Origin of the sequence: Aeromicrobium sp. (assembly GCF_037719875.1) — a bacterium.
Lineage (GTDB): Bacteria > Actinomycetota > Actinomycetes > Propionibacteriales > Nocardioidaceae > Aeromicrobium.
Window position 1 is genome coordinate 50622 of the sequence record NZ_JBBJMJ010000013.1, and the last position, 25449, is coordinate 76070.

The 25449-nt window shown below is 66.7% G+C and carries 34 protein-coding genes and 1 riboswitch; of the genes, 25 read left to right on the top strand and 9 right to left on the bottom strand.

Going from position 1 to position 25449, the window contains the following annotated elements; translation table 11 throughout:
* Positions 1 to 307: 307 nt before the first annotated feature.
* The 3 genes from WKF39_RS12410 to WKF39_RS12420 are packed head-to-tail and all read right to left on the bottom strand — an operon-like array spanning position 308 to position 1718.
* Positions 308 to 943 (bottom strand): maleylpyruvate isomerase family mycothiol-dependent enzyme, encoded by a 636-nt coding sequence (locus WKF39_RS12410; RefSeq protein ID WP_340388836.1) that lies wholly within the window; start codon positions 941 to 943, stop codon positions 308 to 310.
* Positions 940 to 1413 carry an SRPBCC family protein gene (locus tag WKF39_RS12415; RefSeq protein WP_340388837.1) on the bottom strand — a complete coding sequence of 158 codons (474 nt, stop codon included), beginning with the start codon at positions 1411 to 1413 and terminating at the stop codon, positions 940 to 942. Before WKF39_RS12415 ends, WKF39_RS12410 begins: the two co-directional genes overlap by 4 nt.
* Entirely contained in the window at positions 1410 to 1718 is a 309-nt protein-coding gene (locus tag WKF39_RS12420) for a metalloregulator ArsR/SmtB family transcription factor (protein WP_340388839.1), read from the bottom strand. The genes WKF39_RS12415 and WKF39_RS12420 overlap by 4 nt, the downstream gene beginning before the upstream one ends.
* Before the next feature lie 21 nt (positions 1719 to 1739).
* Between WKF39_RS12420 and WKF39_RS12425 the strand changes: the two genes are divergently transcribed.
* From WKF39_RS12425 to WKF39_RS12440, 4 genes are all read left to right on the top strand, one after another.
* The gene (locus WKF39_RS12425) at positions 1740 to 2411 is read left to right on the top strand and encodes a putative glycolipid-binding domain-containing protein (RefSeq protein ID WP_340388841.1); all 672 of its coding nucleotides are present in this window, start codon (positions 1740 to 1742) and stop codon (positions 2409 to 2411) included.
* 61 nt (positions 2412 to 2472) lie between these two features.
* On the top strand, positions 2473 to 2832 hold the full coding sequence (locus tag WKF39_RS12430; protein ID WP_340388843.1) for a hypothetical protein: 360 nt from the start codon (positions 2473 to 2475) through the stop codon (positions 2830 to 2832).
* Positions 2814 to 3437, top strand: a complete 624-nt coding sequence (locus WKF39_RS12435; RefSeq protein WP_340388845.1) for a TIGR00730 family Rossman fold protein — start codon at positions 2814 to 2816, stop codon at positions 3435 to 3437. The genes WKF39_RS12430 and WKF39_RS12435 overlap by 19 nt, the downstream gene beginning before the upstream one ends.
* Complete coding sequence (locus WKF39_RS12440) at positions 3434 to 3847, top strand: NUDIX domain-containing protein (RefSeq protein ID WP_340388847.1); 414 nt, start codon at positions 3434 to 3436, stop codon at positions 3845 to 3847. Before WKF39_RS12435 ends, WKF39_RS12440 begins: the two co-directional genes overlap by 4 nt.
* On the opposite strand, the gene WKF39_RS12445 is transcribed toward WKF39_RS12440, so the two are convergent.
* Complete coding sequence (locus tag WKF39_RS12445) at positions 3844 to 4209, bottom strand: RNA-binding S4 domain-containing protein (RefSeq protein WP_340388849.1); 366 nt, start codon at positions 4207 to 4209, stop codon at positions 3844 to 3846. The two genes, WKF39_RS12440 and WKF39_RS12445, sit on opposite strands and share 4 nt — an antisense overlap.
* Positions 4210 to 4231: 22 nt before the next feature.
* Between WKF39_RS12445 and WKF39_RS12450 the strand changes: the two genes are divergently transcribed.
* From WKF39_RS12450 to WKF39_RS12460, 3 genes are read left to right on the top strand one after another with little or no spacing between them, the layout of a single operon-like run.
* On the top strand, positions 4232 to 4465 hold the full coding sequence (locus tag WKF39_RS12450; RefSeq protein WP_340388851.1) for an RNA-binding S4 domain-containing protein: 234 nt from the start codon (positions 4232 to 4234) through the stop codon (positions 4463 to 4465).
* Between the two features lie 3 nt (positions 4466 to 4468).
* Complete coding sequence (locus WKF39_RS12455; RefSeq protein ID WP_340388853.1) at positions 4469 to 5500, top strand: LLM class flavin-dependent oxidoreductase; 1032 nt, start codon at positions 4469 to 4471, stop codon at positions 5498 to 5500.
* 10 nt (positions 5501 to 5510) lie between these two features.
* Positions 5511 to 6560: a Gfo/Idh/MocA family oxidoreductase gene (locus WKF39_RS12460; protein ID WP_340388855.1), complete on the top strand. Its 1050-nt coding sequence runs from the start codon at positions 5511 to 5513 to the stop codon at positions 6558 to 6560.
* A 10-nt stretch (positions 6561 to 6570) separates the two neighbouring features.
* Here the strand turns inward: WKF39_RS12460 and WKF39_RS12465 are convergent, their stop codons facing one another.
* Positions 6571 to 6963 carry a hypothetical protein gene (locus WKF39_RS12465; protein WP_340388857.1) on the bottom strand — a complete coding sequence of 131 codons (393 nt, stop codon included), beginning with the start codon at positions 6961 to 6963 and terminating at the stop codon, positions 6571 to 6573.
* Between the two features lie 82 nt (positions 6964 to 7045).
* Between WKF39_RS12465 and WKF39_RS12470 the strand changes: the two genes are divergently transcribed.
* Positions 7046 to 7861: a fused MFS/spermidine synthase gene (locus WKF39_RS12470; protein WP_340388859.1), complete on the top strand. Its 816-nt coding sequence runs from the start codon at positions 7046 to 7048 to the stop codon at positions 7859 to 7861.
* Between the two features lie 23 nt (positions 7862 to 7884).
* Here the strand turns inward: WKF39_RS12470 and rocD are convergent, their stop codons facing one another.
* Complete coding sequence (gene rocD, locus WKF39_RS12475; RefSeq protein WP_340388861.1) at positions 7885 to 9099, bottom strand: ornithine--oxo-acid transaminase; 1215 nt, start codon at positions 9097 to 9099, stop codon at positions 7885 to 7887.
* Positions 9100 to 9207: 108 nt separating this feature from the next.
* On the opposite strand from rocD, the gene WKF39_RS12480 reads away from it, so the two are divergent.
* The 4 genes from WKF39_RS12480 to WKF39_RS12495 are packed head-to-tail and all read left to right on the top strand — an operon-like array spanning position 9208 to position 12913.
* On the top strand, positions 9208 to 9735 hold the full coding sequence (locus tag WKF39_RS12480) for a hypothetical protein (RefSeq protein WP_340388863.1): 528 nt from the start codon (positions 9208 to 9210) through the stop codon (positions 9733 to 9735).
* A gap of 38 nt (positions 9736 to 9773) precedes the next feature.
* A complete protein-coding gene (locus WKF39_RS12485) occupies positions 9774 to 10466 on the top strand; it encodes a YcnI family protein (protein ID WP_340388865.1) in 693 nt (230 codons plus the stop codon).
* Complete coding sequence (locus WKF39_RS12490; protein WP_340388867.1) at positions 10459 to 10971, top strand: copper resistance CopC family protein; 513 nt, start codon at positions 10459 to 10461, stop codon at positions 10969 to 10971. The genes WKF39_RS12485 and WKF39_RS12490 overlap by 8 nt, the downstream gene beginning before the upstream one ends.
* The gene (locus WKF39_RS12495) at positions 10952 to 12913 is read left to right on the top strand and encodes a cytochrome c oxidase assembly protein (RefSeq protein WP_340388869.1); all 1962 of its coding nucleotides are present in this window, start codon (positions 10952 to 10954) and stop codon (positions 12911 to 12913) included. The genes WKF39_RS12490 and WKF39_RS12495 overlap by 20 nt, the downstream gene beginning before the upstream one ends.
* Before the next feature lie 39 nt (positions 12914 to 12952).
* On the opposite strand, the gene WKF39_RS12500 is transcribed toward WKF39_RS12495, so the two are convergent.
* Positions 12953 to 13570, bottom strand: a complete 618-nt coding sequence (locus tag WKF39_RS12500) for a superoxide dismutase (RefSeq protein WP_340388870.1) — start codon at positions 13568 to 13570, stop codon at positions 12953 to 12955.
* A gap of 210 nt (positions 13571 to 13780) precedes the next feature.
* Here WKF39_RS12500 and WKF39_RS12505 point away from each other — a divergent pair, with 210 nt between their 5' ends.
* The 10 genes from WKF39_RS12505 to gcvP all read left to right on the top strand — a co-directional run bounded on the left by WKF39_RS12505 (position 13781) and on the right by gcvP (position 22299).
* A complete protein-coding gene (locus tag WKF39_RS12505; protein WP_340388872.1) occupies positions 13781 to 14356 on the top strand; it encodes a CDP-alcohol phosphatidyltransferase family protein in 576 nt (191 codons plus the stop codon).
* 1 nt (position 14357) lies between these two features.
* Positions 14358 to 15155, top strand: a complete 798-nt coding sequence (locus WKF39_RS12510) for a DUF881 domain-containing protein (protein WP_340388874.1) — start codon at positions 14358 to 14360, stop codon at positions 15153 to 15155.
* The gene (locus WKF39_RS12515) at positions 15152 to 15484 is read left to right on the top strand and encodes a small basic family protein (RefSeq protein ID WP_340388876.1); all 333 of its coding nucleotides are present in this window, start codon (positions 15152 to 15154) and stop codon (positions 15482 to 15484) included. The genes WKF39_RS12510 and WKF39_RS12515 overlap by 4 nt, the downstream gene beginning before the upstream one ends.
* Positions 15477 to 16181 carry a DUF881 domain-containing protein gene (locus WKF39_RS12520; RefSeq protein WP_340388878.1) on the top strand — a complete coding sequence of 235 codons (705 nt, stop codon included), beginning with the start codon at positions 15477 to 15479 and terminating at the stop codon, positions 16179 to 16181. The genes WKF39_RS12515 and WKF39_RS12520 overlap by 8 nt, the downstream gene beginning before the upstream one ends.
* 18 nt (positions 16182 to 16199) lie before the next feature.
* On the top strand, positions 16200 to 16577 hold the full coding sequence (gcvH, locus tag WKF39_RS12525) for a glycine cleavage system protein GcvH (RefSeq protein WP_340388880.1): 378 nt from the start codon (positions 16200 to 16202) through the stop codon (positions 16575 to 16577).
* A 102-nt stretch (positions 16578 to 16679) separates the two neighbouring features.
* Positions 16680 to 17156, top strand: coding sequence for an FHA domain-containing protein (locus tag WKF39_RS12530; RefSeq protein WP_340388882.1), 477 nt, complete (start codon positions 16680 to 16682; stop codon positions 17154 to 17156).
* 28 nt (positions 17157 to 17184) lie between these two features.
* A complete protein-coding gene (locus WKF39_RS12535; protein WP_340388884.1) occupies positions 17185 to 17904 on the top strand; it encodes a MerR family transcriptional regulator in 720 nt (239 codons plus the stop codon).
* A gap of 4 nt (positions 17905 to 17908) precedes the next feature.
* Positions 17909 to 18385, top strand: coding sequence for a bifunctional nuclease family protein (locus WKF39_RS12540; RefSeq protein WP_340388886.1), 477 nt, complete (start codon positions 17909 to 17911; stop codon positions 18383 to 18385).
* A gap of 181 nt (positions 18386 to 18566) precedes the next feature.
* Entirely contained in the window at positions 18567 to 19148 is a 582-nt protein-coding gene (locus WKF39_RS12545) for a MerR family transcriptional regulator (protein WP_340388888.1), read from the top strand.
* A 150-nt stretch (positions 19149 to 19298) separates the two neighbouring features.
* A riboswitch (glycine riboswitch) is annotated at positions 19299 to 19387 on the top strand.
* Between the two features lie 83 nt (positions 19388 to 19470).
* The gene (gene gcvP, locus WKF39_RS12550; protein WP_340388889.1) at positions 19471 to 22299 is read left to right on the top strand and encodes an aminomethyl-transferring glycine dehydrogenase; all 2829 of its coding nucleotides are present in this window, start codon (positions 19471 to 19473) and stop codon (positions 22297 to 22299) included.
* A 33-nt stretch (positions 22300 to 22332) separates the two neighbouring features.
* Here the strand turns inward: gcvP and WKF39_RS12555 are convergent, their stop codons facing one another.
* Both WKF39_RS12555 and sigK read right to left on the bottom strand, forming a co-directional pair.
* The gene (locus tag WKF39_RS12555; protein WP_340388891.1) at positions 22333 to 23034 is read right to left on the bottom strand and encodes an anti-sigma factor; all 702 of its coding nucleotides are present in this window, start codon (positions 23032 to 23034) and stop codon (positions 22333 to 22335) included.
* Positions 23031 to 23627 carry an ECF RNA polymerase sigma factor SigK gene (gene sigK / locus WKF39_RS12560; protein WP_340388893.1) on the bottom strand — a complete coding sequence of 199 codons (597 nt, stop codon included), beginning with the start codon at positions 23625 to 23627 and terminating at the stop codon, positions 23031 to 23033. Before sigK ends, WKF39_RS12555 begins: the two co-directional genes overlap by 4 nt.
* Positions 23628 to 23979: 352 nt before the next feature.
* On the opposite strand from sigK, the gene WKF39_RS12565 reads away from it, so the two are divergent.
* From WKF39_RS12565 to WKF39_RS12575, 3 genes are read left to right on the top strand one after another with little or no spacing between them, the layout of a single operon-like run.
* Complete coding sequence (locus tag WKF39_RS12565; protein ID WP_340388895.1) at positions 23980 to 24639, top strand: alpha/beta fold hydrolase; 660 nt, start codon at positions 23980 to 23982, stop codon at positions 24637 to 24639.
* Positions 24636 to 25001, top strand: a complete 366-nt coding sequence (locus tag WKF39_RS12570) for a hypothetical protein (protein ID WP_340388897.1) — start codon at positions 24636 to 24638, stop codon at positions 24999 to 25001. Before WKF39_RS12565 ends, WKF39_RS12570 begins: the two co-directional genes overlap by 4 nt.
* On the top strand, positions 24994 to 25383 hold the full coding sequence (locus WKF39_RS12575; protein WP_340388899.1) for a hypothetical protein: 390 nt from the start codon (positions 24994 to 24996) through the stop codon (positions 25381 to 25383). Before WKF39_RS12570 ends, WKF39_RS12575 begins: the two co-directional genes overlap by 8 nt.
* The last annotated feature ends 66 nt before the right edge of the window (positions 25384 to 25449 follow it).

Consider the following 25449-nt stretch of genomic DNA (forward strand, 5'->3'; position numbering starts at 1 on the left):
AGCACGCACAGTAATTCCTTGTTGTTCCAAGAGATTCCTAGTTTTCCCGAAGTCTGACGTAACGGCGGCAGAGCCCCTGATCACTCCAGGGGGTCGCAGGTTCAAATCCTGTCAGCCCGACCGTGTGAACTCGCGAGAGATAGGCAAGTCCCGAACCTGCGGAAGTGGGTTCGGGACTTTCTATTTCCGGGGCTGATAGTCCCGCATCGGATCGATGGTGAGCTCTGGTGGAGTTTGCCGTTGACGCGCAGCGTCATGGCTCCGGTCTTTTGCACCGCCGCATGTCTCCCCGAACGTGATGTCGGTCTTAGCGCGTGTGTATCCGCTGGCGCAGCGTTTCTGTACCATCTCCGTCGAGGTCGGCCAGGGCGTCAGGTCGGCCCGCGATCGTCATCAGCAGCGCCTCGGCCGGCCCCGACGCGACTGGTCCGGACCCGGTCGTCCAGTCCATGTCCGTCGCGATCAGCCGGAGGCCCCGCGCGTTCTTCTTTGCTGGCAGAGTCGGAGCGGTCATGGCGAAGTCCAGAACCCGAGCGAGACGTTCTGGGGGGATCGTTCGAGGCAGACCGATGGCCCGTCTGATGTCCTGCTGGTGGATGGTGCTGTCCGTGAGGGCGATCCCGCCTTTGAAGCCGGCTGTCAACCCTCGAGGTCGTAGGCATCGGGCAACCAGGTCGATGATCGCCTGAGCATCCAGATCTGCGTACCGTCGCATGGCGACCTGATTGACCATGCTCACCCGAGGTCCGCCGCGTAGGAACGTAGCCGCGAGGTCCCGATTAGAGAGCTCGTCATAGCTGACGACATGTACGGCGACGTCGCGCACCCGCCACGCCGTACACAGGGATTGAGCCTCCCACTGGGCGACGGTGAGTCCCCGTAGCAAGTCGAGAAGGTCGGTCCGCTCGTCCGTGGCGAAACTCATCAGATCGGGCTTGGTCATGCCGGCTCGAGGAGGGCGGCGTATCGGGCCAGGTAGAGAGACCAACCCTGGTCATCGCCGACACCGTCGTGCAGTGATCGCCACCCGGGGCCGTGCCGGTCGAGAAATCGATGCTCGAGCTCGACCCTCGTGTGCTCGGGGCCATCAGGCACAAACCGCACCTCAACCTCGCTGGCGTTGTTCGCATCGTTCTCGAGCTGCCACATCGGGCCGATGTCCCACGTGAAGACGATCCGGTGCGGCGGCTCGAAGACGAGAACTCGGGACCACGCACACTCCGAGCCGTCCTGTCCACGGTCCACGATCCGGCCACCGACACGCGGCTCGAAGAGCGTCTCGACGATGGGCGAGCCGAGCAGGTTGTGCTCGCGGGGTTTGATGGCATCGAAGCGTTCGGTGAAGGCGGCGAACGCGCTCTCTGGTGTTCCGCGCACCACCACCTGGCGATTGACCCGGGTGTCGTCGGTCATCGGTCCTCCTCCATGTGCTGCTCGAAGCTCGACAGGGTCTGTCTCCAAAAGGTGTCGAGCTGGTCTCGTAGGGCACTGACCCCGGCCTCGTTCAGGCGGTACCTGCGCTTGGTGCCATCGGGTCGGTCAGTGACCAGCCCGATGTCCTTGAGCACCTTGAGGTGTTGGGACACGGCTGGCTGACTGATGGGCAGGGCCGCGGCAAGTTCGCCCACCGTGCGTTCGCCCTCGGCAAGGCCCGTGACGATGGCCCGCCTCGAGCGGTCCGCGAGAACCGCCCACATTGCGTCTGATTCATAAGTCATGACGAACATAAGTTAAAACTTATGAAGATTCGAGTCAAGCCTCTACCCTTGCCGCACGGCATACTGAAACGCGCTGCGGTGGTCAGCCACATCCCACTCAGGAGTCCGATGAATCTTGAAAGACTTCCATCCCAAGCCGCGTGGCATCACTGGGGCATCAGGTGTGGATTCGAGACCGCCTTCTTCGAGTCCCACCCCGGAGGGTCGACGATTCGTGGAAACACGAGCGCCTGGGAGGCCGAAGCGGCGTGGTCCGTCGGCTACGTGGTGCAAACCGACTCCCAATGGCGCACTTTGACGGCCGAGGCGACAGTGCGGGCTCTCGACGGCGATCTCAACACCATGATCCAGCGGTTGGAAGGGGATAGCTGGAATGTTGATGGGACGCATCGGCCCGACCTGACCGGATGTGTCGATATCGATTTCGAATCTTCCGTGGTGACAAACACCCTGCCGATACACCGTCTGGAGTTTGCAACGGGAGCGGAGACGAGCGTGCCGGCGGCCTTCGTGCGCGCGGACGACTTGCGTGTCCAGCGTCTGGAGCAGTCATATCGACATCTGACAGCGACGCCGACCGGACACATATTCGAGTACCGGTCGTCAACCTTCGATTTCGCTTGCACTCTGGAGTTCGACCGGTCAGGGCTGGTGGTCGACTACCCAGAAATTGGCCGCCGGTTCAATCCGTAGGAGGAGTTGGTGCGCGTGGTCAGGACGCGCACGCTGGCACGGTCGGGCCTAGGGTTGCGGTATGACTGACGAAGCAGATCCCATCGCGTACACAGCGCTCCAGCCGGGCACCCCGGTGCAGTCCAGCGACGGCCAGCCGTTTGGGACGGTGACCGCCGTGCTGGTGGTCGAGGAGGTCAGTGTCTTTGACGGCATCGTGGTTGAGACTGCCTCCGGCAACCGGTTCGTCGACGCCGACCACGTCGGGACGATCACCACGGCCTACGTACGCACGACGCTCTCGGCAGACGAGGCGGCGGACCTGCCAGAGCCCGACGACACAGCGATCTATCGCGCGGATGCGCGAGACGACACCGGCAACTCGATGGCCGACCGTTTCGGCCGCGCATTTGGCCGGGGCAAGTGGAAGCGCGAGGACTAGGCATCTCTGGTCGTCTCAGGTCTGTCGCAGTCTTTTGCGGGTCGAGCTTCGGCCACGATCCGGTGTATGCCGAGGCAGCACGCCATACCGGACGCTCGATCGCCGAGCGGGGCATCGATGTCGTGTATGGCGGCGGCCACGTCGGACTGATGGGAGCCGTGGCCGATGCTGCCCTCGAAGCAGGCGGAAGGGTCATCGGCGTCATCCCTCGGCAGCTCGATGACCGTGAGCTCGCACATCATGGGCTCACCGAGCTGCACGTCGTCGAGTCGATGCACGAGCGCAAGGCGTTGATGGCTGAGCTCTCGGATGCGTTCATCGCCCTCCCGGGTGGCGCGGGAACGCTTGAGGAGATCGCGGAGCAGTGGACCTGGGCCCAGCTGACGATCCACGCCAAGCGGTCCGGCTTCCTCGACGTCGCAGGATTCTGGGCGCCCATGCGCGACCAGCTGGCCGGCATGGTCGGCGCGGGGTTCGTCCGGGAGGAGCAGTCCGGCATCGTCTCGTTCTCGGACGATCTCGACGAGCTGCTCGACATGCTCCAGGCCCCGCCGTCATGGACCGACAAGTGGGGTCGGGCCACCGACGAGAGTCCTCAGCCGTGATCCCACCGGTCATCCACGTCGCGGCCGCGCTGACCGTCGATGCGCAGGGGCGGGCGCTGATGGTGCGCAAACTCGGGACCACAGTGTTCATGCAGCCGGGCGGCAAGATCGAGCCGGGAGAGAGCCCGCTGGACTGCGTGCGTCGCGAGCTGCTCGAGGAGCTTGGTCTCGACCTGGCTGCGGATGACTTCGTCTGGCTCGGGACATACGAGGAGGACGCCGCCAACGAACCGGGGCATCGCGTGCTCGCCGAGGTGTTCTGCCTCACGATCGACGCTGCGAGGCCAGTGGTGGGGGCTGAGATCGCGGAGGCAGTCTGGGTCGATCCGGCCGATCCGGGAGACCTTGACCTCGCACCGCTCAGCACCAGGAGCCTGCTTCCGCTGCTGCGTAGCCAGCTGCCCGGCTAGCGTCGGCGCAGGCGATCGAGGGCGCGGCGGTCGCGCTTGGTGGGTCGCCCGGCGCCACGGTCACGCCTCGGCATGATCGGGATCTCTTCCTTGGCCGGCGGCGGGGGAGTGTGGTCGACATAGCATTCGACTGCGATCGCGGCGCCGACGCGCTTGACGATGATCCGCTTGACCTCGACGATGCGCATTCCGCCCTCGGTCAGCGCCTCGATGCGGTCACCGACCTTGACCGGTTGCGCAGGCTTGGCCTTGGCGCCGTTGATGCGCACGTGGCCTGCCTTGCACTCCGAGGACGCGATGGACCGGGTCCGGTAAAGCCGCACCGACGACACCCACACATCGGCGCGGGCGGTCGGGTGCATACCCCAACTCTATGCTTGCGACATGGCCTCCGACGACATCGACATCGTGCCCATCACCGGTGACATGATCCGGCTGGGTCAGTTCCTCAAGTTCGCCAACTTCGCGGACTCGGGCGCCGCCGCGGGCGAGCTGATCCAAGGCGGTGACGTGCGGGTCGACGGCGAGGTCGAGACCAGGCGGGGCCGCCAGCTCGCCAAGGGCATGCTGATCGAGGTGCAGCTGCCCAGCACGACACTCGCCGCGAAGGTCGGTTGACGTATGCCCCTCGAGCTCGGTCTCGACACCTTCGGCGACGTCACGTTCGGTCGCGACGGGCAGCCGCTCTCCTATGACCAGGTGATCCGCAACATCGTCGACCAGGCCGTGCTGGCCGACGAGCTGGGCCTGGCGTTCTTCGGCGTGGGGGAGCACCACCGCGAGGACTTCGCCGTCTCGGCTCCGGAGGTCGTGCTCGCGGCGATCGCGGCGCGAACGACCAACATCCACCTCGGTACAGCGGTGACGGTGTTGAGCTCGGACGATCCGATCCGGGTCTATGAGCGCTTCGCGACGCTCGACGCACTGAGCAACGGTCGCGCTGAGGTGATCCTGGGGCGCGGATCGTTCACCGAGTCGTTCCCGCTCTTCGGCTATGACCTCGGCCAGTATGAGGAGCTGTTCAGCGAGAAGCTCGACCTGTTCGCGGCGTTGCGTGACGAGGGTCCCATCACCTGGTCGGGCAGTCTCCGGCCACCGCTCGATGGCCAGCGGGTGTTTCCCACAACAGCCGCGGGTTCTCTCAAGACGTGGATCGGCGTGGGCGGAAGCCCCGAGTCGGTCGTCCGCGCAGCGCGCTATGGCATACCGCTGATGCTCGCGATCATCGGTGGACCGCCGGCCCAGTTCGCGCCGTTGGCCGACCTCTACCGCCAGGCACTCCAGCAGCTCGGCAAGCCGCTGTTGCCGATCGGGGTGCACTCACCGGGGCACGTCGCCGACACCGACGAGCAGGCCCGCGAGGAGCTGTGGCCGCACTACGAGGTGCAACGCACGCGGATCGGCCGCGAACGCGGCTGGCCGCCGGCCTCCCGCGAGGAGTTCGAGGCCTCGGCTGGACCCGAGGGTGCGCTGTATGTCGGCTCGCCGCGGACCGTCGCCGACAAGATCGTGCGCAACGCCAAGGTCTTGGGCATCGATCGCTTCGATCTCAAGTTCAGCAACGGCACCCTCCCGCACGACAAGTTGGTGAGAAGCATCGAGCTCTACGGGCGCGAGGTCGCGCCGATCGTGCACGAGGAGCTGGGGGCCTAGAGTTCTGCACATGGCAGACCAGCGCACCTCGCTCCCCAGCCCGCGCACCCCGAACGCGATGGATGCTCCACCGCTTCGTTGGGGAGTCATGGGTCCGGGGTGGATTGCCGAGAAGTTCGTCGAGTCGCTGCAGGCACATACTCGCCAGGAGGTCGTCGCGGTCGGCTCGCGGGCTCTGCCCCGGGCGCAGGACTTCGCCGAGCGTTATGGGATCGCGACGGCGACAGGCAGCTATGCGGAGCTGGCGCAGTGCGAGGACGTCGACATCGTCTATGTCGCGTCGCCCCACCCCGCGCATCTCGAGCACGCCCTGCTGTGTCTGGACGCAGGCAAGCACGTCCTGGTGGAGAAGCCGATCGCCCTCAGTGCGGCACAGGCGCGGGAGATCGCTGACAAGGCTGCCGTGACGGGTCTCTATTGCGCCGAGGCGCTCTGGACGATGTTCCTCCCGAAGTGGGACGTCCTTCGCCAGGTTCTCGAGCTGGGGATGCTGGGCGAGGTGAAGGCGGTCTACAGCGACTACGGCGAGTACTTCGAGGACGGCCATCGCATCTTCGACGCGGCCCTGGCCGGAGGTCCGCTGCTCGACCTCGGGACATACCCGCTGGCCTTCGTGACCTCGCTGCTCGGCGCGCACGAGAGCCTGGTCGCGCTGGGTCAGACCGATCCACGCGGTGTGAACGGGCAGATCGGCGCCACGATGACCCATGCCGACGGCACCCAGTCGGTCATCTCCACGACGCTGTACGGCACGACGAGCAATGAGGTCAAGATCGTCGGCACCGAGGCGGTGCTGACCGTCGAGCCGGTTCACAACGGTCCCGGACCTCTTTCGATCACCTCTGCCGACGGCAGCCGGACGTTGTCATATGACGAGCCGGTGGGCGATCAGGTCGCTGGGCTGCATTTCCAGGCGGCGGAGGCGGCGCGTCGCATCACGGCGGGGGAGACCCAGACGCCGCTGCGCACACTCGAGTCGTCGATCATCTCGTTGGAGGCCTCCGATGAGATCCGCCGGCAGCTCGGCATCGATTTCGAGGCTGCCGGCCTGCACGAATGATCCCGGTGGGCTAGCGACTGACCTCGCTGATCCGCCAGTCGCCGCCGTCCTTCTCGACCGGGACCAGCTCCGACAGCGGTTGGCCGCCGCTGACGTATGAGATGCGGACCATCGCGGTGCTGCCGTCCTGGGTGGCCAGGTCGAAGGTGAACTCAGCCGGCTTGAGGCCCTCGTCGCGGTAGGCCCGCTGGACGTCACGCACCGCCGAGCACTCGACGGCCTTGGGACGTGCGGAAACCGCGCGCAGGCCCTCACAATCACCCCGGGCATACGCCGTGGTCGCGATGCGGACGGTCTCGACCGGGCCGGGTCCCTCGAGCTGGTCGCGCACGATCGTGCCGGCCCACACGGCTCCACCCAGGGCAACCAGGAACGCCGCGATGCCGAGCAGGCGTCTGGTCATCGTCGCATTTCCCTCCAAGGTCAGACCACGACGGTAGTGTGCGGCGCGGGTGTCCGCGAGTCGACTCCCATACAGTGGCCCGGTGACCGAGCGCTCGATCGAGATCGTGCAGGACCGGGACCGCCCTTCGGGGCACACCCTGCGGATCGACGGCACGGATCAGTCACATGTCGACCTCGAGGACCCCACCAGACTCGAGTTCGACTACATGCAGCGAATCGCTGACGTGATCGATGCTCTCGGCGTTGCAGGCGAACCTTTGCGATTCGTGCACATCGGAGGAGCCGCGATGACGATCCCGCGGTATGTCTCGGCGACCAGGCCGACATCGGCGCAGATCGTCCTGGAGCCCGACGAGCGAGTCACCGCACTGGTGCGCGAGAGCGTGCCCCTTCCACGCAAGAGCGGCATCAAGGTGCGCCCCCTCGACGGGCGGTCAGGGGTCGCCGCCCTGCGGCCGGACTTCGCCGATGTCGTGATCCTCGATGCGTTCGATGGTGCGCAGATCCCTGCTGAGCTGGCGACGTCGGAGTTCTTCGCGGACCTCGCGCGCGTCGTCGTCAGCGACGGCGTCGTCGTGCTCAACCTTGCCGACCGCGCCCCGTTCCCCTATGTCCGGCGGGTCGTGCGTGGTGTGCGGGACCACTTCGGGCAGGTCATGATCAGCGCCGAGCCGGCCACGCTCAAGGGGCGCCGATTCGGCAACGTGCTCGTCACCGCGTCACAGCACCCGTTGCCGTGGCAGGCGTTGGCGCGACGTGCTGCGAGCTCACCGTTCCCATACCGGGTGCTGCCATACAGCGACGTCATCGAGAAGTTCGCCGCGAAGTCCCCATTCACCGACGCCGACACCCAGCGCTCGCCGGCGCCACCGGGAGGCTCGACCTTCTTCCGCTGAGCGGCAGGGCACGTCAGAGCGCGTCAGGCGTGCAAGGCCTCGGCCAGCGCGTCGACCGCATCGTCGATCTCGTCGCGGGTGATGACCAGCGGGGGAGCGATGCGGAGCGTACGTTCGTGGGTCTCCTTGCACAGGACACCGCGATCGCGCAACGCCATCGAGACCTCGCGTCCGGTCTTGGCGGCCGGGTCGATGTCGATGCCGGCCCACAGGCCTCGCCCGCGGACCGTCGTGAGGCCCTTGCCCACGAGGCCGTCGAGCCGGCCGTGCAGGTGGTCGCCGAGGTCCCGGGAGCGCTCCTGGAACTCGCCGGTCTCCAGCAGACCGACGACGGCACGGCCGACGGCGCAGGCGACGGGGTAGCCACCGAAGGTCGAGCCGTGCTGGCCCGGCTTGAGCACGCCGAGCACGTCTGCCCGGCCCACGACCGCCGAGACGGGGATGATGCCGCCGCCGAGAGCCTTGCCGAGGGTGTAGAGGTCGGCCCGCACGTCCTCGTGGTCGAGCGCGAAGAGCTTGCCGGTCCGCGCGAGGCCGGACTGGATCTCATCGGCGATCAGCAGGACGTCGTTGGCGTCGCAGAGCTCACGGACGCCGGCAAAGAATCCGGTCGGCGGCACGATGACGCCGGCCTCGCCCTGGATCGGCTCGATCAGGATTGCGGCGGTGTTGGGCGTGATCGCGGCGCGCACGGCGTCGAGGTCGCCGTACGGGGCCGTGACGAAACCGGGAGTGAACGGCCCGTAGTTGTCGTGGGCGGCCGGGTCGTCGGAGAACGACACGATCGTGGTGGTGCGACCGTGGAAGTTGCCGGCGGCGACGATGATCTCGGCACGGTCGAACTCCACGCCCTTGACCTCGTAGGCCCATTTGCGCGCGACCTTGATCGCGGACTCGACGGCCTCGGCCCCGGTGTTCATGGTCAACACCATCTCGGTGCTGGTCAGCGCGGCCAGGTCGCGGCAGAACGTGCCGAACTGGTCGTTGTGGAACGCGCGCGAGGTCAGCGTGAGCCGGTCCAGCTGGCCGCGTGCGGCGTCGATCAGGGCGGGGTGACGATGGCCGAAGTTGAGCGCTGAATACCCGGACAGGAAGTCGAGATAGCGGTTGCCGTCGACGTCAGTGACCCAAGCACCCTCGGCTTCGGCGATGACGACCGGGAGTGGGTGATAGTTGTGGGCGCCCCACTGCTCGTCGAGGGTGATGAAAGATGCGGTCTCGTGTGGGGTTGTTGCCATGAGGGCCACGGTACATACCCGCTGGGTCGCTGGCGTGCGTGCATTCGGTCCCCGGCGACGAGCCTGCCTGACGTACGAGAGCGAAGTCCGGGTCGATACCCTGTGGCGGTGCCCGGACCCGCCTTCAGTGACGCGCTGCGTCCCGCTGGTGGACTCGTGCGACTCGCTCGGTCAGTTGCCGTGGCGCTCGTCTGCACCCTGACCGCATCGGTCGGCCATGCCAGCGCGGGTGGAGAGATCCCCACCGCATCGCTGCTGCTGGTCCTCGGCGGAGCTGCGGCCATTGCCTGGCTGTTGTCGGCGCGCCGCGTGACGCCGGGCCAGATGGTCGGGCTGCTGATCCTGTGCCAGACCTGCGTTCATCTCGGTTCGGCAACGAGCAACATGACGATGTCGATCTCGATGGTTGCCGGGCACGCAGCGGCCACCGCGATCAGCGCGTTGGCACTCGCGCACGGCGAGGCATTCGTATGGCGGCTCGCCGAACGGCTCGGGCTCCGGGTCGTCCTGCACACCTTCGGCGCAGTGCCGGCGCCGTACGGGCGCCCGCTCAGCCCAGTGGTCGAGCCGCGGTCGCTGCACGACATACGCCTTGCGCACTCGCGCGCCGAGAGAGGTCCACCGAACGGGTGCTGACCCGTTTCGACATCTCTCTCAACAGAAGGTTCCATTTCATGATTCGCACGACCGCGCGGCTGTCTGCTGCGCTCTTCACCGTTGCCCTCGTGGGCATCGCGGCTCCTGCGTCCGCCCACGTCAGCGTCTCGTCGACGGACGCCGCGAAGGGCGGGTTCGGCAAGGCGGTGTTCCGCGTGCCCACCGAGTCCGAGACAGCGTCGACGACCAAGCTGGTCGTCACCTTGCCCCAGGGCACCCCGCTTGCGTTCGTCAGTGCCGGCGCGAAGCCGGGCTGGAAGGTCACGATCGCCAAGCAGAAGCTGGACGAGAAGACCAAGGTCGGCGATTTCGAGCTGACCGAGGCGGTCAGCTCCGTCACCTGGACGTCGACCGGCGGCGGCGTCGCACCCGGCCAGTTCGACGAGTTCGCCATCTCCGGCGGCCCCTTTCCCGACGCCGATGCGATCGCGTTCACCGCGGAGCAGACCTACAGCGACGGCGAGGTCGTCAGGTGGGACGACGTCCAGTCAGGTGACGAGGAGCCGGAGCACCCTGCCCCGTCCTTGGCCCTCGCGGCAGCCAGCGAGGGCGGTCACGGAGCGTCCGACGCCAAGCCTGCCGCCAGCACGGTGGAGTCGGAGGCCGATGATGCTGGCAACAGCCTCGCGACATGGCTCTCCGGGTCTGCGCTGGTGACGGCAGTCGGAGCGCTGTTGGTGGCCCTACGGCAGAATCGACATCGTGCATAACGTCCTCCTCCGTGTGGCTCTCCTGAGCTTCAGCCTGCTCCTCATGGGGTCGGGCCCGGCGTCGGCGCATGCGTCGCTCGTCGGGTCCGACCCCGCGGACGGGGCCACGATCGCCGCCGCCCCGTCCGCGCTGACGTTTTCGTTCAACGAGAACATCGCGTCGCCCGCGTATGTCGCCGTCACCGCGCCGGACGGCAGCAAGATCGAGGTCAGCGAGGTGACGGCGGTCGACAAAGAGGTGACCGCGACCCTCGCCGACCCCGATCAAAGAGGCCGTTACACCGCGACGTTCAGGGTCGTCTCCGCAGATGGACACCCGGTCGAGGGCTTGATCGACTACACGGCCACGTCGGGGCGGGCAGTGACGCAGGTCGACCCGCCGACGCAGGAGGCATTCATCCACCGGCACAGTGCCCACCTGTTCTGGGGCATTCTTGCGGCAGCCGTGGCGATCGTGCTGTTGCTGGCGCCGTTGAGGAGGCGAGATGACTCGAGCAACGCGTGACGTCATCCTGGCGTTCCTGCTGGCCGGCGGAGTGCTCGTCCTGTTCCTCGAGCTCGGGGGAGGAGCGCCGCAGCCGCCGCTGTCCTCCGACATCCCCGATCCCGGCTTGTTCGTCGGTTGGGCCGTGCCCCTCACCAAGGTCCTGACCGATGCGGCTGCGGTCATCGTGATCGGCTTCCTGGCGGCGGCAGTGTTCCTGCTGCCGTCGTCCGGGCCCGAGGTCGAGGGGCTGTCGGTGCAGGCCGTACGCATCGCTGCCCGGTGGGCCATCGTGTGGTCCGTTGCGAGCATCTTCTACTTCTTCGTGAAGGTCGCAGAGACCTTCGCAGCACCCCTGACCGGCCTGACCTCGGCCTTCATCACAGGCTACGCCGACACCTCGGAGGGACGAGCCGTCCTGCTGCAGGCGCTGGCGGCAGGACTTGTCGCCGTGGCCGCCCGATGGACTCTCGGCACCATGCCGCTCGCCGCGATCCTGGGTCTCGCTCTGGCAGCCATGGCGCCGATCGCGCTGACCGGCCACACCGCATCGTCGGGCTCGCACGATCTGGCGACGACGAGCCTGTTGCTGCACGTGGTCGGAGTGACCCTCTGGGTCGGGGGTCTGGTTGCCCTGGGCTGGGTCGCCTTGCGCGGCAGCAAGCGGCTGGAGCCGGCCATCGCCCGCTTCTCGGGCCTGGCGGTCTGGGCGTTCGTGATCATCGGAGTCTCGGGTCTGACCAATGCCGCGGTGCGGCTCGGATCACTCGGTGAGGTCTTCGGATCTGCGTACGGTCGACTGGTCCTGATCAAGGTCGCCGCGCTCGCGGCCCTCGGCGTGATCGGGGTGTGGCAACGCCGCCGGATCGTCGAGCAGGGCTCCGGGTTCCTCCGGCTCGCGTTGACCGAGCTCTTCATCATGAGCGCCACGATCGGTTTGGCTGTCGCCCTGTCACGGACACCGACGCCGATCGGTGAGAACGTCCTCAAGACCCCGATCGAGGAGCTGCTGGGCGGTCCGATACCGGTGGCGCCGACACTCCTACGAGTGTTGTGGGGCTGGTCGGGCAACGGCGTTGGACTGGCCATCGTGGGCCTCGGGACCGCTCTCTACCTCGGCGGCGTGCGGGCGATGCGCCGGCGCGGCGATCCGTGGCCGATCGGGCGCACGATCTCGTGGCTGGCCGGCATGGCGATCATCTCGTGGGCCACGTTCGGCGGGTTGGGCGTCTATTCGCACGTCCTGTTCAGCGCGCACATGGCGACCCACATGTTGCTGTCGATGGTGGCACCGATCTTCCTGGTGCTCGGCGCTCCCGTGACGCTCGCCCTGCGCACGTTGCCGGGCCCGCGCCAGCCGGGGGAGGTGTCCCCGCGGGCGATGCTGCTCTCGTTCGTCCACTCACGGTTCTCCCGCTTCGTGACCCACCCGCTGGTCGGTCCGCTGTTGTTCGTCGGCAGCCTCTATGGCCTGTACTTCAGCGGTGCGTTCGAGACCCTGATGGGCAATCACTGGGGCCACTCGATCATGGAGCTGCACTTCCTGACAGTCGGCGTGCTCTACTACTACGTCCTGATCGGCGTCGACCCCGCGCCACGGGCGATCGTGCCGCTCGTGCGGTTCGGGATGCTCCTGGTCACCGTGCCGTTCCACGCGTTCTTCGCGATCGCGGTGATGTCGTCCAACACGGTGTTCGCCGGTGACTACTGGCGTTCACTCGAGCGGCCCTACCGGACGGACCTGCTCGCTGACCAGTATCTCGGCGGTGGCATGGCTTGGGCCATGGGCGAGGTCCCGCTGATCCTGGTGATGGGCGCGATCCTGGTGCAGTGGTACCGCTCGGACTCCCGTGAGGCCAAGCGGTTCGACCGCTCCGAGAGTCGAACCGGAGACCAGCAGCTCGAGGCCTACAACGCGCGGCTCCGCGATCTCGCCGAGCACGGCAAACGGCGGGACCCCTAGCCCGAAGTGGGAGGGATCCCGCCGTGCGCCAGCGGTCGATCAGAAGATGATCTGGCCGCCTGCGGTTGCTGCGGTGAAGCGCTCCTGGGCATCGGCCCAGTTGACGATGTTCCACCACGCCTTGACGTAGTCGCCCTTGACGTTGAGGTAGTCGAGATAGAACGCGTGCTCCCACATGTCCAGCTGCGTGATCGGGATCAGCGTCGCCGGGATGTTGTTCTGCTGGTCGAACAGCTGCACGACGACGAGCTTTTGACCCAAGGTGTCCCAGGTCAGGATCGCCCAGCCGGAGCCCTGAAGACCCAGCGCGGTTGCCTCGAACTGCGCACGGAATGCGTCGTAGGAGCCGAAGTGCTCATCGATCGCCGCGGCCAGCTCGCCCGTGGGCTTGTCGCCGCCCTCGGGGGAAAGGTTCTTCCAGAAGATCGAGTGGTTGATGTGACCACCCAGATGGAACGCCAGGTTCTTCTCCAGCAGATTGATGTTGCCGAAGGACTCGTTGGCACGAGCCTCCTCGAGCTGCTCGAGCGCCTGGTTGATCCCTGTGACATAAGCCTGATGATGCTTGGAGTGGTGCAGCTCCATGATCTTGCCTGAGATGTGCGGATCCAGTGCGCCATAGTCGTACGGCAGATCCGGAAGTGTGTAGTCAGCCACGATCCTCCTCGGGACGTGGGCACCTCTTGATGCCCGGTGTGTAGTTGTGAGGGTTTCAACCGCCAGTCTGTCAGTCCTGTTCCCATGCGCAACGGCGGCGCCACCTCGTGAGCGGCCGGGCCCGTGTCCGACCCCGGCGACACAACCGCGATGTCCTACTCTGTCTGTGGGCATTCCGGGGGACGACGACATGCGAGGAGGCGGTTGGAGATGGAGGATCGCATCCTCACGATCCCCAATGCGCTGAGCTTCGTACGGCTGCTGCTGGTCCCGGTCTTCCTGTGGCTCGTGCTGGGCCCGAAGCACGACGAGCTCGCACTTGCCGTGCTCATGGTGTCCGGCATCACCGACTACCTCGACGGCAAGCTCGCCCGCAAGTTCAACCAGACCTCCAAGATCGGTGCGATCCTCGATCCCGTCGCCGACCGGTTCTTCATCCTTGCGGTGGTGATCGGGCTCGGCTACCGCGACATCATCCCGTGGTGGCTCGCGATCATCCTGCCTCTGCGTGATGTCTTCTTGTTCAGCCTCGTCCCATTCCTGCGCACTCGCGGTTACAGCTCGTTGCCGGTCCACTTCCTCGGCAAGGCGGCCACGGCAAGCCTCCTGTATGCGTTCCCGCTCCTCCTCCTCGGCGATGCCACCGGCACGGTCGCCGACCTCGCCAATGTGTTCGGCTGGGCGTTCACGGTGTGGGGCGTGGCGCTGTATTGGTGGGGCGGCGTCCTGTATGCCTTCCAGGTGCGCCGGCTCATGACCTCGACGTCGCCGGTCGTCCGGAGCTGACATGGTCGAGCCAGGTGCGCCGCAGCGGGCCGAGGGGCTGCTCGAACAGATCGCCAACACCGCGCTTGACGACGACTACTACGTCGTACGCGCCGGAGAGCTCGCGCCGTCCCGCAAGTTCAACACCGTGCTGACGGCGCTCGTGATGGCGGTGTTCGCGTTGCTCGTGACGATCGCGGCCCTTCAGACCCGCAACGACCGGCCGGCGACGGAGCGCGAGCGCAGCACTCTCATCAGCGACGTTGCTGCGCGCAAGGAGCTCCAGGCTGATCGCGAGGCGAGTGCGGCCAAGCTCCGCGCTGAGGTCGAGACGCTGTCGGCGTCGGTCGACCGGTTCGATCCGGCCTATGAGAACCTCCGTCTCCAGGCAGCGGACGAAGGCGCCTCGGGCCCGGGGATCAAGGTCGTCGTGAGCCCGAATCAGTTCGGCAACGACAAGGGCCGCATCACCGACAGCGACCTGCAGCTGCTGATCAATGGGCTCTGGTACGCCGGTGCGGAAGCTGTGTCGCTCAACGATCAACGCATCGGCACACTCACCGCGATCCACGCGGCGAACGGCGTGATCAACGTCAACTACCGCGACATCGCGCCGCCCTTCAGAGTCATCGCGATCGGCTCGAGCGAGTCGCTCCAGCAGCGGTTCGAGGACAATCCGGCGGGACGATACTGGGCGGCACGCCAAAAGGAAGCAGGAGTGGGGTTCGGCGTGACAGCATCGTCTGACCTGTCCGTCGATCCCGCCCCCAAGGGGCGCGTGAACATTCGGCATGCGACAGCCATCGAGGGGGAAGAATGATCCCGGTCATCGGGCTTGTGGTCGGCATCTTTGCCGGTCTGATACTCCAGCCGACCGTACCGAGCGAGCTCCAGCCCTATCTGCCGATCGCGATCGTGGCGGCGCTCGATGCCGTCATCGGTGCTCTGAGGGCCTTGGGGGAGCGGCGGTTCAACGACCGGGTCTTCGTCGTGTCGTTCATCTCCAATGTCGTGATCGCGGCCTTCATGGTCTACCTCGGAGACCAGCTGGGCGTGGGATCGCAGCTCTCGACCGGTGTCGTGGTCGTGCTCGGGATCCGGATCTTCGCCAACGCAGCGGCGATCAGGCGGCGGATCTTCCATGCCTGAGCAAGGTTGGCGCTCGCTGCTGCGACCGACGGTCTCGCAGATCGCGGTAGCGCTCCTGATCGGCGGTCTCGCCTTCGCCATCACGGTGCAGGTCCGTGACGACGGCACTGACGACTACTCCGGCGTACGCGGTGAGGACCTCGTCGAGCTGCTCAAGTCGCTCGACTCGGCCAACGAGCGCCTCAGCACCCAGATCGAGGAGCTGACGGCGACTCGCAACGGCCTCCTCAGCAGCACCCAGCTGTCCGACAAGGCCAAGAAGGAGGCCAAGAAGCGAGCTGAGGAGCTCGGCATCCTCGCCGGCACCAGGGGCGCCACAGGCCCTGGCGTCGAGGTGGTCATCAACGATCCGCAGGATGACCTCGACGCTGCTGCAATCCTCGACGCGGTCGAGGAGCTGCGCGACGCTGGCGCCGAGGCCATCGTGATCAACGGTGTTGCGCGGGTCGTCGCGCAGACCTACTTCCTCGATGAGGAGGACAAGATCCTCGTGGGCGGCCGCGAGATCAAGCGGCCCTATCGCATCGAAGCGATAGGTGACTCCTCGACGCTGGCCGGGGCGGTACGCTTTCCCGGCGGACTCGTCGATCGGGTCTCGACGCGAGGCGGCTCAGCATTTGTGACCGAGGTGGAAAAGGTGGCCATCACAGCACTCGCCGACGTCAAGACCCCCGAGTACGCTCGACCCACATCCTGAACCGGCTAGGAGCACGCAGTGATCCCTGAGGACCTCTATTACAGCGAAGAGCACGAGTGGGTGCGTCTCGATGAGGACATTGCGACGATCGGCATCACCGACTTCGCCCAGGATCAGCTCGGTGACATCGTCTATGTCGAGCTGCCTGCCGTGGGCGACAAGGTTGAAGCCGGCGCCGTCATCGGAGAGCTCGAGTCAACCAAGTCGGTCTCCGACATCTTCTCGCCGCTCTCGGGCGAGATCGTGTCGCGCAACGATTCCCTCGACGGCGGGCCCGAGGTCATCAACTCCGATCCCTATGGCGAGGGTTGGTTGATCAAGCTGCGACCGACCGAGGAGGACCCGACTGCCTCGCTCCTCGAGGCTGAGGCGTACTCGGCTCTCGTCGCCGACTGATCCAGCCGTGAGATCCCGGCGTGTCGTGAACCGCCGGGTGCTAAGTTGGCCATGGAGTCTCAACCCGCACTCAAGGCCCCACGACCACGAGGAGTGAACCCGATGTCAACGCCGGACCACGAGCCCGACGGAACCGCCGGAGCGGTTGGCGGCGGTGCACCGGCCCCCCGGCCGCCGAGTGACGACACGACCCACATCCCGATCCTCGATGCCGACACCGAGGAGATGACCGCTTCCGACGTGTCCGCGGTCGAGAACCTCCCCGCTGGGAGCGCGATGCTGCTGGTGCAGCGTGGCCCAGACTCGGGTGCCCGGTTCCTGCTCGACAGCGATGTGGTGACCGTCGGCCGGCACCCCGAGAGCGACATCTTCCTCGACGACATCAGCGTGTCGCGTCGCCATGCGACGTTCACCCGCAGCGGGTCCGGCTACGCGATCGCGGACCTTGGCAGTCTCAATGGCAGCTACGTCAACCGGGACCGTATCGACAACGACGTGGTCCTCGCAGGCGGCGACGAGGTGCAGATCGGCAAGTACCGCCTGATCTACTTCGCCGGTGCTTCGAGGGGCGAGGCGTGACGCAGCAGCGAGGGAACCGAGGTATGGCGTGACCGAGTCCATGCCGGAGCTCTCGCGGCTCGGCATCGGCAAGGTGCTCGATGAGCTGCTGCCGGAGTTTCCGGACCTCACGATCACCAAGATCCGCTATCTGGAGTCCGAGGGACTGCTGGAGCCCGAACGTACGTCGTCGGGCTACCGCAAGTTCTCGTTCGGCGATGTCGAGCGACTGCGGTTCATCCTGCGTCAGCAGCGTGACAAGTTCTGGCCACTCGGCCACATCCGTCAGGTCCTCGACGACATGGACCGGGGCGTGGTCCCCGACACCCAACAGGGCTCGACCACCCGGGTGCCGCACCTGAGCCTCGCAGCTGACGGTCTGCCAACCGATGAGACCTTCGCTGAGCCCAGGAGCAGTGCGCGCCTGTCCCGCGAGGACCTGCTCGCGTCGGCCGGCATCGACTCCGCAACGCTCGAGGCGATCGAGGAGTTCGGTCTGATCGTGCGCCGCCCCAAGCAGACCTACTATGACGGTGAGGCGCTTCAGATCGCGTCGTTGGTCGGGGAGTTCGCCGAGCTCGGTCTGGAGCCCCGCCATCTGCGGATCTTCCGCGCGGCGGCGGACCGGGAGGTCGCCCTCTTCGAGCAGGTCGTGACGCCTCGGGCCCGCCAGCTCGACAAGGACGCCGCCGAGCAGACGGTGTCATCGCTCGCTGCGCTCTCGATCCGGTTGCAGACCGTGCTGGTCAGAAGCCGAATGCGCGGTTAGACCCGTGCGCGAGGTCGAGGTTGTCGGAGTGCGGGTCGAGATGCCGACCAACCAACCACTGGTCCTGTTGCGGGAGACCGAGGGCAGCCGATACCTGCCGATCTGGATCGGCGCGGTCGAGGCGTCGGCGATCGCGTACGCCCAGCAGGGCACCGAGACGGCCCGCCCGCTGACCCACGAGCTGATGCAGCACCTCGTCGAGGCACTCGGTGACGAGCTCGACGAGGTCCGCATCATCGACGTCCGCGACGGGATCTTCTATGCGTTGCTGGTCTTCGCCTCAGGTGCCGAGGTCGAGGCCCGCCCGTCGGACTCGATCGCCCTTGCCCTGCGCTCCGGCGCCCGGATCGTGTGCACCGAGGACGTGCTCGATGCTGCGGGCATACACGCCACGACCGATGAGGACGACGAGATCGAGAAGTTCCGGGAGTTCCTCGACGAGGTCAGTCCAGAGGACTTCGAAGGGCCTGCCGGACCCTAAGTCTTACGTGAAGGTTGAGGGTTCACCCTTGGTCGGCGGACGCTCGCGACACGCCGAGGCTCACGCTGGGTCGTTGACCCGGCAAAGTCTCACCCTTACCTTGAGAGAACTACCGAAGGTACACGGATGTAGTTCCGTGGAGGTAGTCTTCCCTACATACCAGCATTGGAAGGCATTCCGGATGATCGAGCCACGCGACGACGTCACAGCCGCCACCGAGGCGGCGGCTGAGGCCAGCGACCAGGGCCTGCTGTTCACCGACGATGTCTCCCCGCTTCCGCAGGACGCCGGATTTCGCGGGCCGACCGCGTGCAGTGCCGCTGGCATCACCTACCGCCAGCTCGACTACTGGGCGCGCACCGGACTTGTCGACCCCACGGTTCGTTCGGCCACCGGGTCCGGCACGCAACGTCTCTACTCATTCAAGGACATCCTGCTGCTCAAGATCATCAAGCGTCTGCTCGACGCCGGTGTCTCGTTGCAGCAGATCCGGATCGCGATCGACCATCTGCGTGTGCGGGGCACCGACGACCTGACGCAGGTCACGCTCATGAGCGACGGCGCCAGCGTCTATGAATGCCGTTCCGCCGATGAGGTCATCGACCTCCTCCAGGGTGGTCAGGGTGTCTTCGGCATCGCGATCGGCGGTGTGTGGAAGGAGATCGAGGGCTCGCTCCACGAGCTCCCGAGCGAGCGTGCTGTTGAGATCGAGCTCGCCGACGACGAGCTCTCCGCCCGTCGTCGTGCCCGCCTCACCTCCTAAACCCCAACGCTGAGGGGTCACTTCTTGCGTGCCGAGGGGTCACTTCCTCCCGGACAACGCCATCTGACGAGGACCAAAAGCGACCCGCCGGCGCGCAAGTAGTGACCCGTCAGCGGGGGTGGGGTGGGCTTGGTAGGCTGAGGGAGCTGTCGAACGCGCGTGGGAGAGATCGCCCAGGCGGCGCCGAAGGGGCAATTCCTCCCCGGAACCTCTCAGGCACCAAGGACCACGCGACCGAGGCGATTCTGAAGCACTCGACCATGCCGGTCGGGGGTGACAGAAGGGGAGGCGTAGTTCGACGCCTCTACCCCCGGAGATCCTCGTGCCATCTGCCTTCGCCAGCCGCCACATCGGGCCGACCTCGACCGACCAGGATGCCATGGTGCGCCGGGTCGGCTATGACTCGCTCGATGACCTGATGGCCGCTGCCGTCCCCTCGGGGATACGCAGCAGCGCGGCGCTGAACCTTCCCGAGGCGCAGTCCGAGACCCAGGCGCTCGCGACGCTGCGGGCACTGTCCGAGCGCAACAACCCCGGCGTCGCGATGATCGGGCTCGGCTACCACCCGACCGTCACCCCGGCCGTGATCCGCCGCAACGTGCTGGAGGATCCGTCCTGGTACACCGCCTACACGCCCTACCAGCCGGAGATCTCGCAGGGGCGGCTCGAGGCTTTGATCAACTTCCAGACCGTGATTGCCGATCTCACCGGGCTCAAGACCGCCAACTCCTCGCTCCTCGACGAGGGCACCGCGGTGGCCGAGTCGATGACGCTGATCCGCCGTGCGACCAAGGGCAAGGACGCGCTCCCGATCATCATCGACTCGGGTCTGCTGCCGCAGACGCTCGCGGTGACCCACACACGCGCCGAGGCGCTCGGCATCGAGCTGGTCGAGGCCGATCTCGCCGCAGGCGTGCCCGAGGTCGAAGCCGCCGGCACGATCATCGCCTATCCCCGCACCGACGGCCAGATCATCGACCCACGTCCGGCGATCGACGCCGCGCACGCGGCAGGCGGCCTGGCCGTCGTGGTTGCCGATCCGCTCGCGCTGGTCCTGCTGGCCTCTCCCGGCTCGCTCGGCGCCGACGTCGTGGTCGGTTCGAGCCAGCGCTTCGGCGTGCCGATGTTCTATGGGGGACCCCACGCCGGCTTCATGGCCGTGCGTGCCGGCCTCGAGCGGCACCTTCCCGGCCGCCTGGTCGGGGTCTCCGTCGACAGCGCAGGCCGACCGGCATACCGGCTGGCCCTCCAGACGCGTGAGCAGCACATCCGTCGCGAGAAGGCGACATCCAACATCTGCACCGCGCAGGTCCTGCTGGCGGTCGCCGCATCGATGTATGCCGTCTACCACGGGCCCGACGGGTTGCGGGAGATCGCCTCAGACGTCAACTCCAGAGCGACCCAGCTGGCCGCGGGACTCAAGGCCGGAGGGATCGAGCTGGTCGGAGACTCATTCTTCGACACCGTGATCGCGCACGTGCCCGGTGGCGCTGCCGATGTGGTCAAGAGGGCCCGGGCCGCGGGCGTCCACCTGAGGCTGGTCGACGCCGACCACGTGGGCGTGACGACCAACGAGACCACGACTGACGGGCACGTGCGCCTCGTCTGGGAAGCGTTCGGCGTAGGCGGGGAAGGTCGTGAAGAGGCGGCGTCCTTGCCCGAATCGCTCCTGCGCACCGATGAGATCCTGACGCACCCGGTTTTCCACGAACACCGCAGCGAGACGCAGATGCTGCGCTACCTGCGCAAGCTCAGCGACCGCGACTATGCCCTCGATCGCGGCATGATCCCGCTGGGCTCATGCACCATGAAGCTCAATGCAACCGCCGAGATGGAGCCGATCAGCTGGCCCGGTTTCGCCGATCTGCACCCCTTCGTGCCCGCCGAGGACGCCAGCGGCATGATCGAGCTCGTCGAGACACTCGAGTCGTGGCTCGCGGAGGTCACGGGCTATGCCGCCGTGTCGATCCAGCCCAATGCCGGGTCGCAGGGTGAGTTCGCCGGCCTGCTGGCCATCCGTGCCTACCACCTGAGTCGCGGCGACGACCATCGCGACGTATGTCTGATCCCGAGCTCGGCGCACGGCACGAACGCTGCATCTGCCGTCATGGCCGGCATGCGAGTCGTCATCGTCAAGTCGACGGCGCAGGGCGAGGTGGACCTGGCAGACCTGCAGGCACAGTGCGACGCGCACGCCGACGACCTGGCGGCGATCATGGTGACCTATCCGTCGACGCACGGCGTCTACGAGCACGGCATCACCGAGCTGTGCGAGATCGTGCACAGCCACGGCGGGCAGGTCTACGTCGATGGCGCCAATCTCAACGCGCTGCTCGGGCACGCCGCGCCGGGACAGTTCGGTGGTGATGTGTCGCACCTCAACCTGCACAAGACGTTCTGCATCCCGCACGGTGGAGGCGGCCCCGGGGTCGGCCCGGTCGCGGTCGCCGAGCACCTCGTGCCGTTCCTGCCGACCCATCCGCTGCATCCTGTGGAGTCCAAGCGTGATGGCGTCGGCGCGATCAGCGCGGCCCCCTATGGGTCAGCGGGCATCCTGCCGATCCCCTATGCGTACATCGCGATGATGGGCGCCGATGGGCTGACGGACGCGACATCGGTCGCGGTGCTGTCGGCCAACTACATCGCCAAGCGGCTCGAGAGCGCGTTCCCAGTGCTCTACACCGGCGACAACGGGTTGGTGGCGCACGAGTGCATCCTCGACGTCCGGCCGCTCTCCAAGGCGTCGGGACTCAGCATCGACGATGTCGCCAAGCGGCTGATCGACTACGGCTTCCATGCGCCCACGATGAGCTTCCCGGTGCCCGGGACGCTGATGGTGGAGCCGACTGAGTCCGAGGACCTGGCCGAGCTGGATCGCTTCTGCGACGCGATGTTGGCGATCCGCGCGGAGATCGATGCCGTGACGGCGGGGGACTACCCGAGCGGCGACAACCCGCTGGCGCATGCCCCTCACACGATGCGAGAGCTGCTCGACTGGAAGCACGCCTATTCGATCGAGGCGGGCGCGTTCCCCGCCGGGACGGTCGATGACAAGTATTGGCCGCCGGTTGGCCGCATCGACCAGGCGTACGGCGACCGCAATCTCACCTGCTCCTGCCCCCCGCTCGAAGCCTTCGCCACCCCCCGCTGACGGGAACGGCCTCCTCAGCCACGCTGGGGAAGGTCAGACTGGGATCGTCGCGACCGGCGGGGTCGTGGGCCGCTCAGAGCCGCCCTCTGGCTCGACCGTCACGGCGATGCGATCGGCCTTGGTGATGCCATCCATGACCATGTCGCCGTCCTCGACGAACGTGCCCTGGTCGGTCGGACCGGAGTCGTCGATCATCCACACCTGGTAGACCTTGCCGTCGCCGGGGCTCGGGAGGTCATTGGCGAAGATGACGGCCGAGTCCTTCGATGCGGACATCACCATCCGGACATTGCCGCCAGTGGGGATGGACTTGGCCACCGTCTCGGCGTCAGCCGAGCTGAGCACCCGGGTGATCGCGGCATTGCGGTCCTGCTCGGCGCCGGCGTTCTGATGCTCGACGGCATAACCACCGACTCCAACCGTGCCCACGAGGAACGCCGCTGCCATCGCGAGTCGGGGGAGCGTACGCCGCAGGGCACTGCGTTGCGCAAGTGCGATGACGGGTCGCTCCTGCTTGGTCTGCGAGATCTCCGAGAGCAGGCGGTCGCGCAGGCCGTCGGGTGGAGTGAGGGTCTCGGCGTCGCCGAGGCGCGAGGCGGTCGCCTGGAATCCGGCGAGCTCGGCCTGACAGGTCACGCACTGGTCGAGGTGGGCCGCGAACCGCGACCGTTCGTCCGGGTCCAGGGCATCGAGCGCAAAGGGCGCTATCAGGGAGTGCAGGTCGGTCGTGGTCATGCTTCTACTCCCATGCAGTCGCGCAGACGGACGATTCCGTCGCGCATACGAGTCTTGATCGTCGCCGGGTTGGCCTCGAGGGCGTCAGCAACCTCGGCGTAGGTATAGCCCTGGTAGTAGGCCAGGTTGACGGCTTCGCGTTGCAGCGCGGTGAGGCCATCCAGACAACGCCGCACCTGCTCGTGCTCGAGGTTGATCGTCACGGCTTCCTCGACCTCGTCGAAATCGGGGCCGTTGGACCAGTCGTACTTGTTCTCGCGATTGGTCGCGGCCTGGTCGTGGCGCACGGCATCGACCGCCCGTCGGTGGGCCAGCGTCAGCACCCAGCTCTTGGCGCTGCCGCGCTGCGGGTCGAATCGCACGGCCGACTGCCAGATCTGGATGAAGACCTCTTGCGAGATCTCCTCGGCACGTGAAGGATCGCGTACGACCCGGCGGGCCAATCCGTAGACCGAGGCGCCGAGCGCGTCATAGATCGCGGCGAAGGCTGCTTCGTCTCCTCGGGCGACACGGCCCAAGAGGCCGCTGAGGTCGACGGCATCGGCTGTCTCGCCGGTGCCGGCCAGTCGCAGCCTCGCGTCGCTCGATGCCACGTCGTTCTCCCGCCCTAGGAATCTTCTACGAACCATTCGGCGCTGCTCCTGGTCTGGATGGGTCCATACCACCAGAATTTCCGGCGTGTTCCCGGTCTCATCGTAGTGTGTGCCCCGCCCCATCACGCTTCATGGAGAGCCTGTTGCCGAGTCGCTGATCCACACGTGCGACCTGGTCGCGGCGCTCGGGCGTCTCGTTGAGTTCGACGGTCAAGCTGTGGCGCACCCCGCGAGGCCCGCATCGGACGAGCTCTTCGCCTGCTCGAACGAAAGCGGCCGCCGTCCGCGTATGTGACCGAAACCGCAGTCTTTCGTCCTGCAGACTCACAGGCCGCGTGTCAGCATCAATCCCATGTCAGGTCCACGTCTCGACCACTACAGCACCCCGGACTCACCCCGGGCGATCGTGCTGATGCTGCACGGCGGCCAGGAGCGCAATCTCGAGCCGGTGGAGGACAAGCACGCCAGCTGGTGGCGCATGGCACTGATGGCGAGCTCGCTGAGGCACTTCGCGCGCAAGAACGACCTTGCACTGAGTCTGCTGCAGTATCGCGAGCGGGGATGGAACTCCCACACCGATCCCGCGCCCGTGCGCGACGCGCGTTGGGCGTTGGATCAGCTGACCACGGCCCACCCGGGTACACCGGTCGTGCTGGTGGGCCACTCGATGGGCGGGCGGACGGCATGTCGCGCCGCCGACGCGCCCGACGTCATCGGCGTCGTTGGTCTCGCGCCGTGGCTGCCACCGGGTGAGCCCGAACGGACGATCAGCGGCCGCCATCTGCGAGTCATGCACGGCACCGCCGACAGATGGACCTCAGCAGCTGCCAGTCGGGCCTATGTCGAGCGCAGCCGAGCCATCGCGGGGAGTGCGTCATGGGTGGCGTTGCAGGGTGCCGGGCACTTCATGTTCCGCCGCTCGTCGACGTGGAGAAGGTTCGTGGAAGACTCGCTCGTGGAGATCCTGAATGCCACCTCGCACGAGGAGGCCCCGAACAAAGGCACTGTGTGACCGACCTCGTGGCATACGTCGTCGCCATCACGTGTGTCCTGGTCGCCGGCTTCGCCGGCTGGCACACGATCCGTCGCCTCCCGTTCGGCAACCCGCTGTTCTATGCGGTCGGCGTCCTCGAGGTCGTGCTGATAGCCCTGCTGGTCGGTGGCTCGATCGCCCTGGCCTCGACCTCACGCGACGTCGATGGGGTGCTGTTCGTCTCCTACCTGGTGACGCTCGTCGTGATCCCGCCTGCCGCGGTGCTGTGGGGCATCGCGGAGAAGTCGCGCTGGGGGACCGGCGTCGTCGTGATCGCGATGCTGACCGTCGCTGTGCTGTCCGTGCGACTGCTCGGCATCTGGGAGGGCACGTATGTCTGAGACTTCGCACGGATTCGGCCGAGTGCTCGTCGCGATCTATGCGGTCTTCGCGCTCGCCGCCTCGGCACGCTCGATCTTCCAGCTGGCGACCAAGGCTGGTGAGGCGCCGTTCGCCTACTCGATGTCGGCGCTCGCCGGCCTTGTCTACGTCATCGCGACGATCGCCCTGGCCCGCAGCCACCGTGGGCTGGCCCTGATCACGATCAGTGTCGAGCTGATCGGCGTGCTGGTGACCGGCGTGTTGTCACTGCTCGACGAATCGCTGTTCCAGGACCAGACGGTGTGGTCCGGATTCGGCGAAGGCTACGGATTCATCCCGCTCGTGCTGCCGATCCTCGGACTCTGGTGGCTGCGTCGAACCGCCTCGTCAAGGCAGAGCTAAGGCCCTACGCACTCATACCGCGTAGGGCCAGAACCATTCAAACCCGGGGCTCCCTCCGGACCCGGT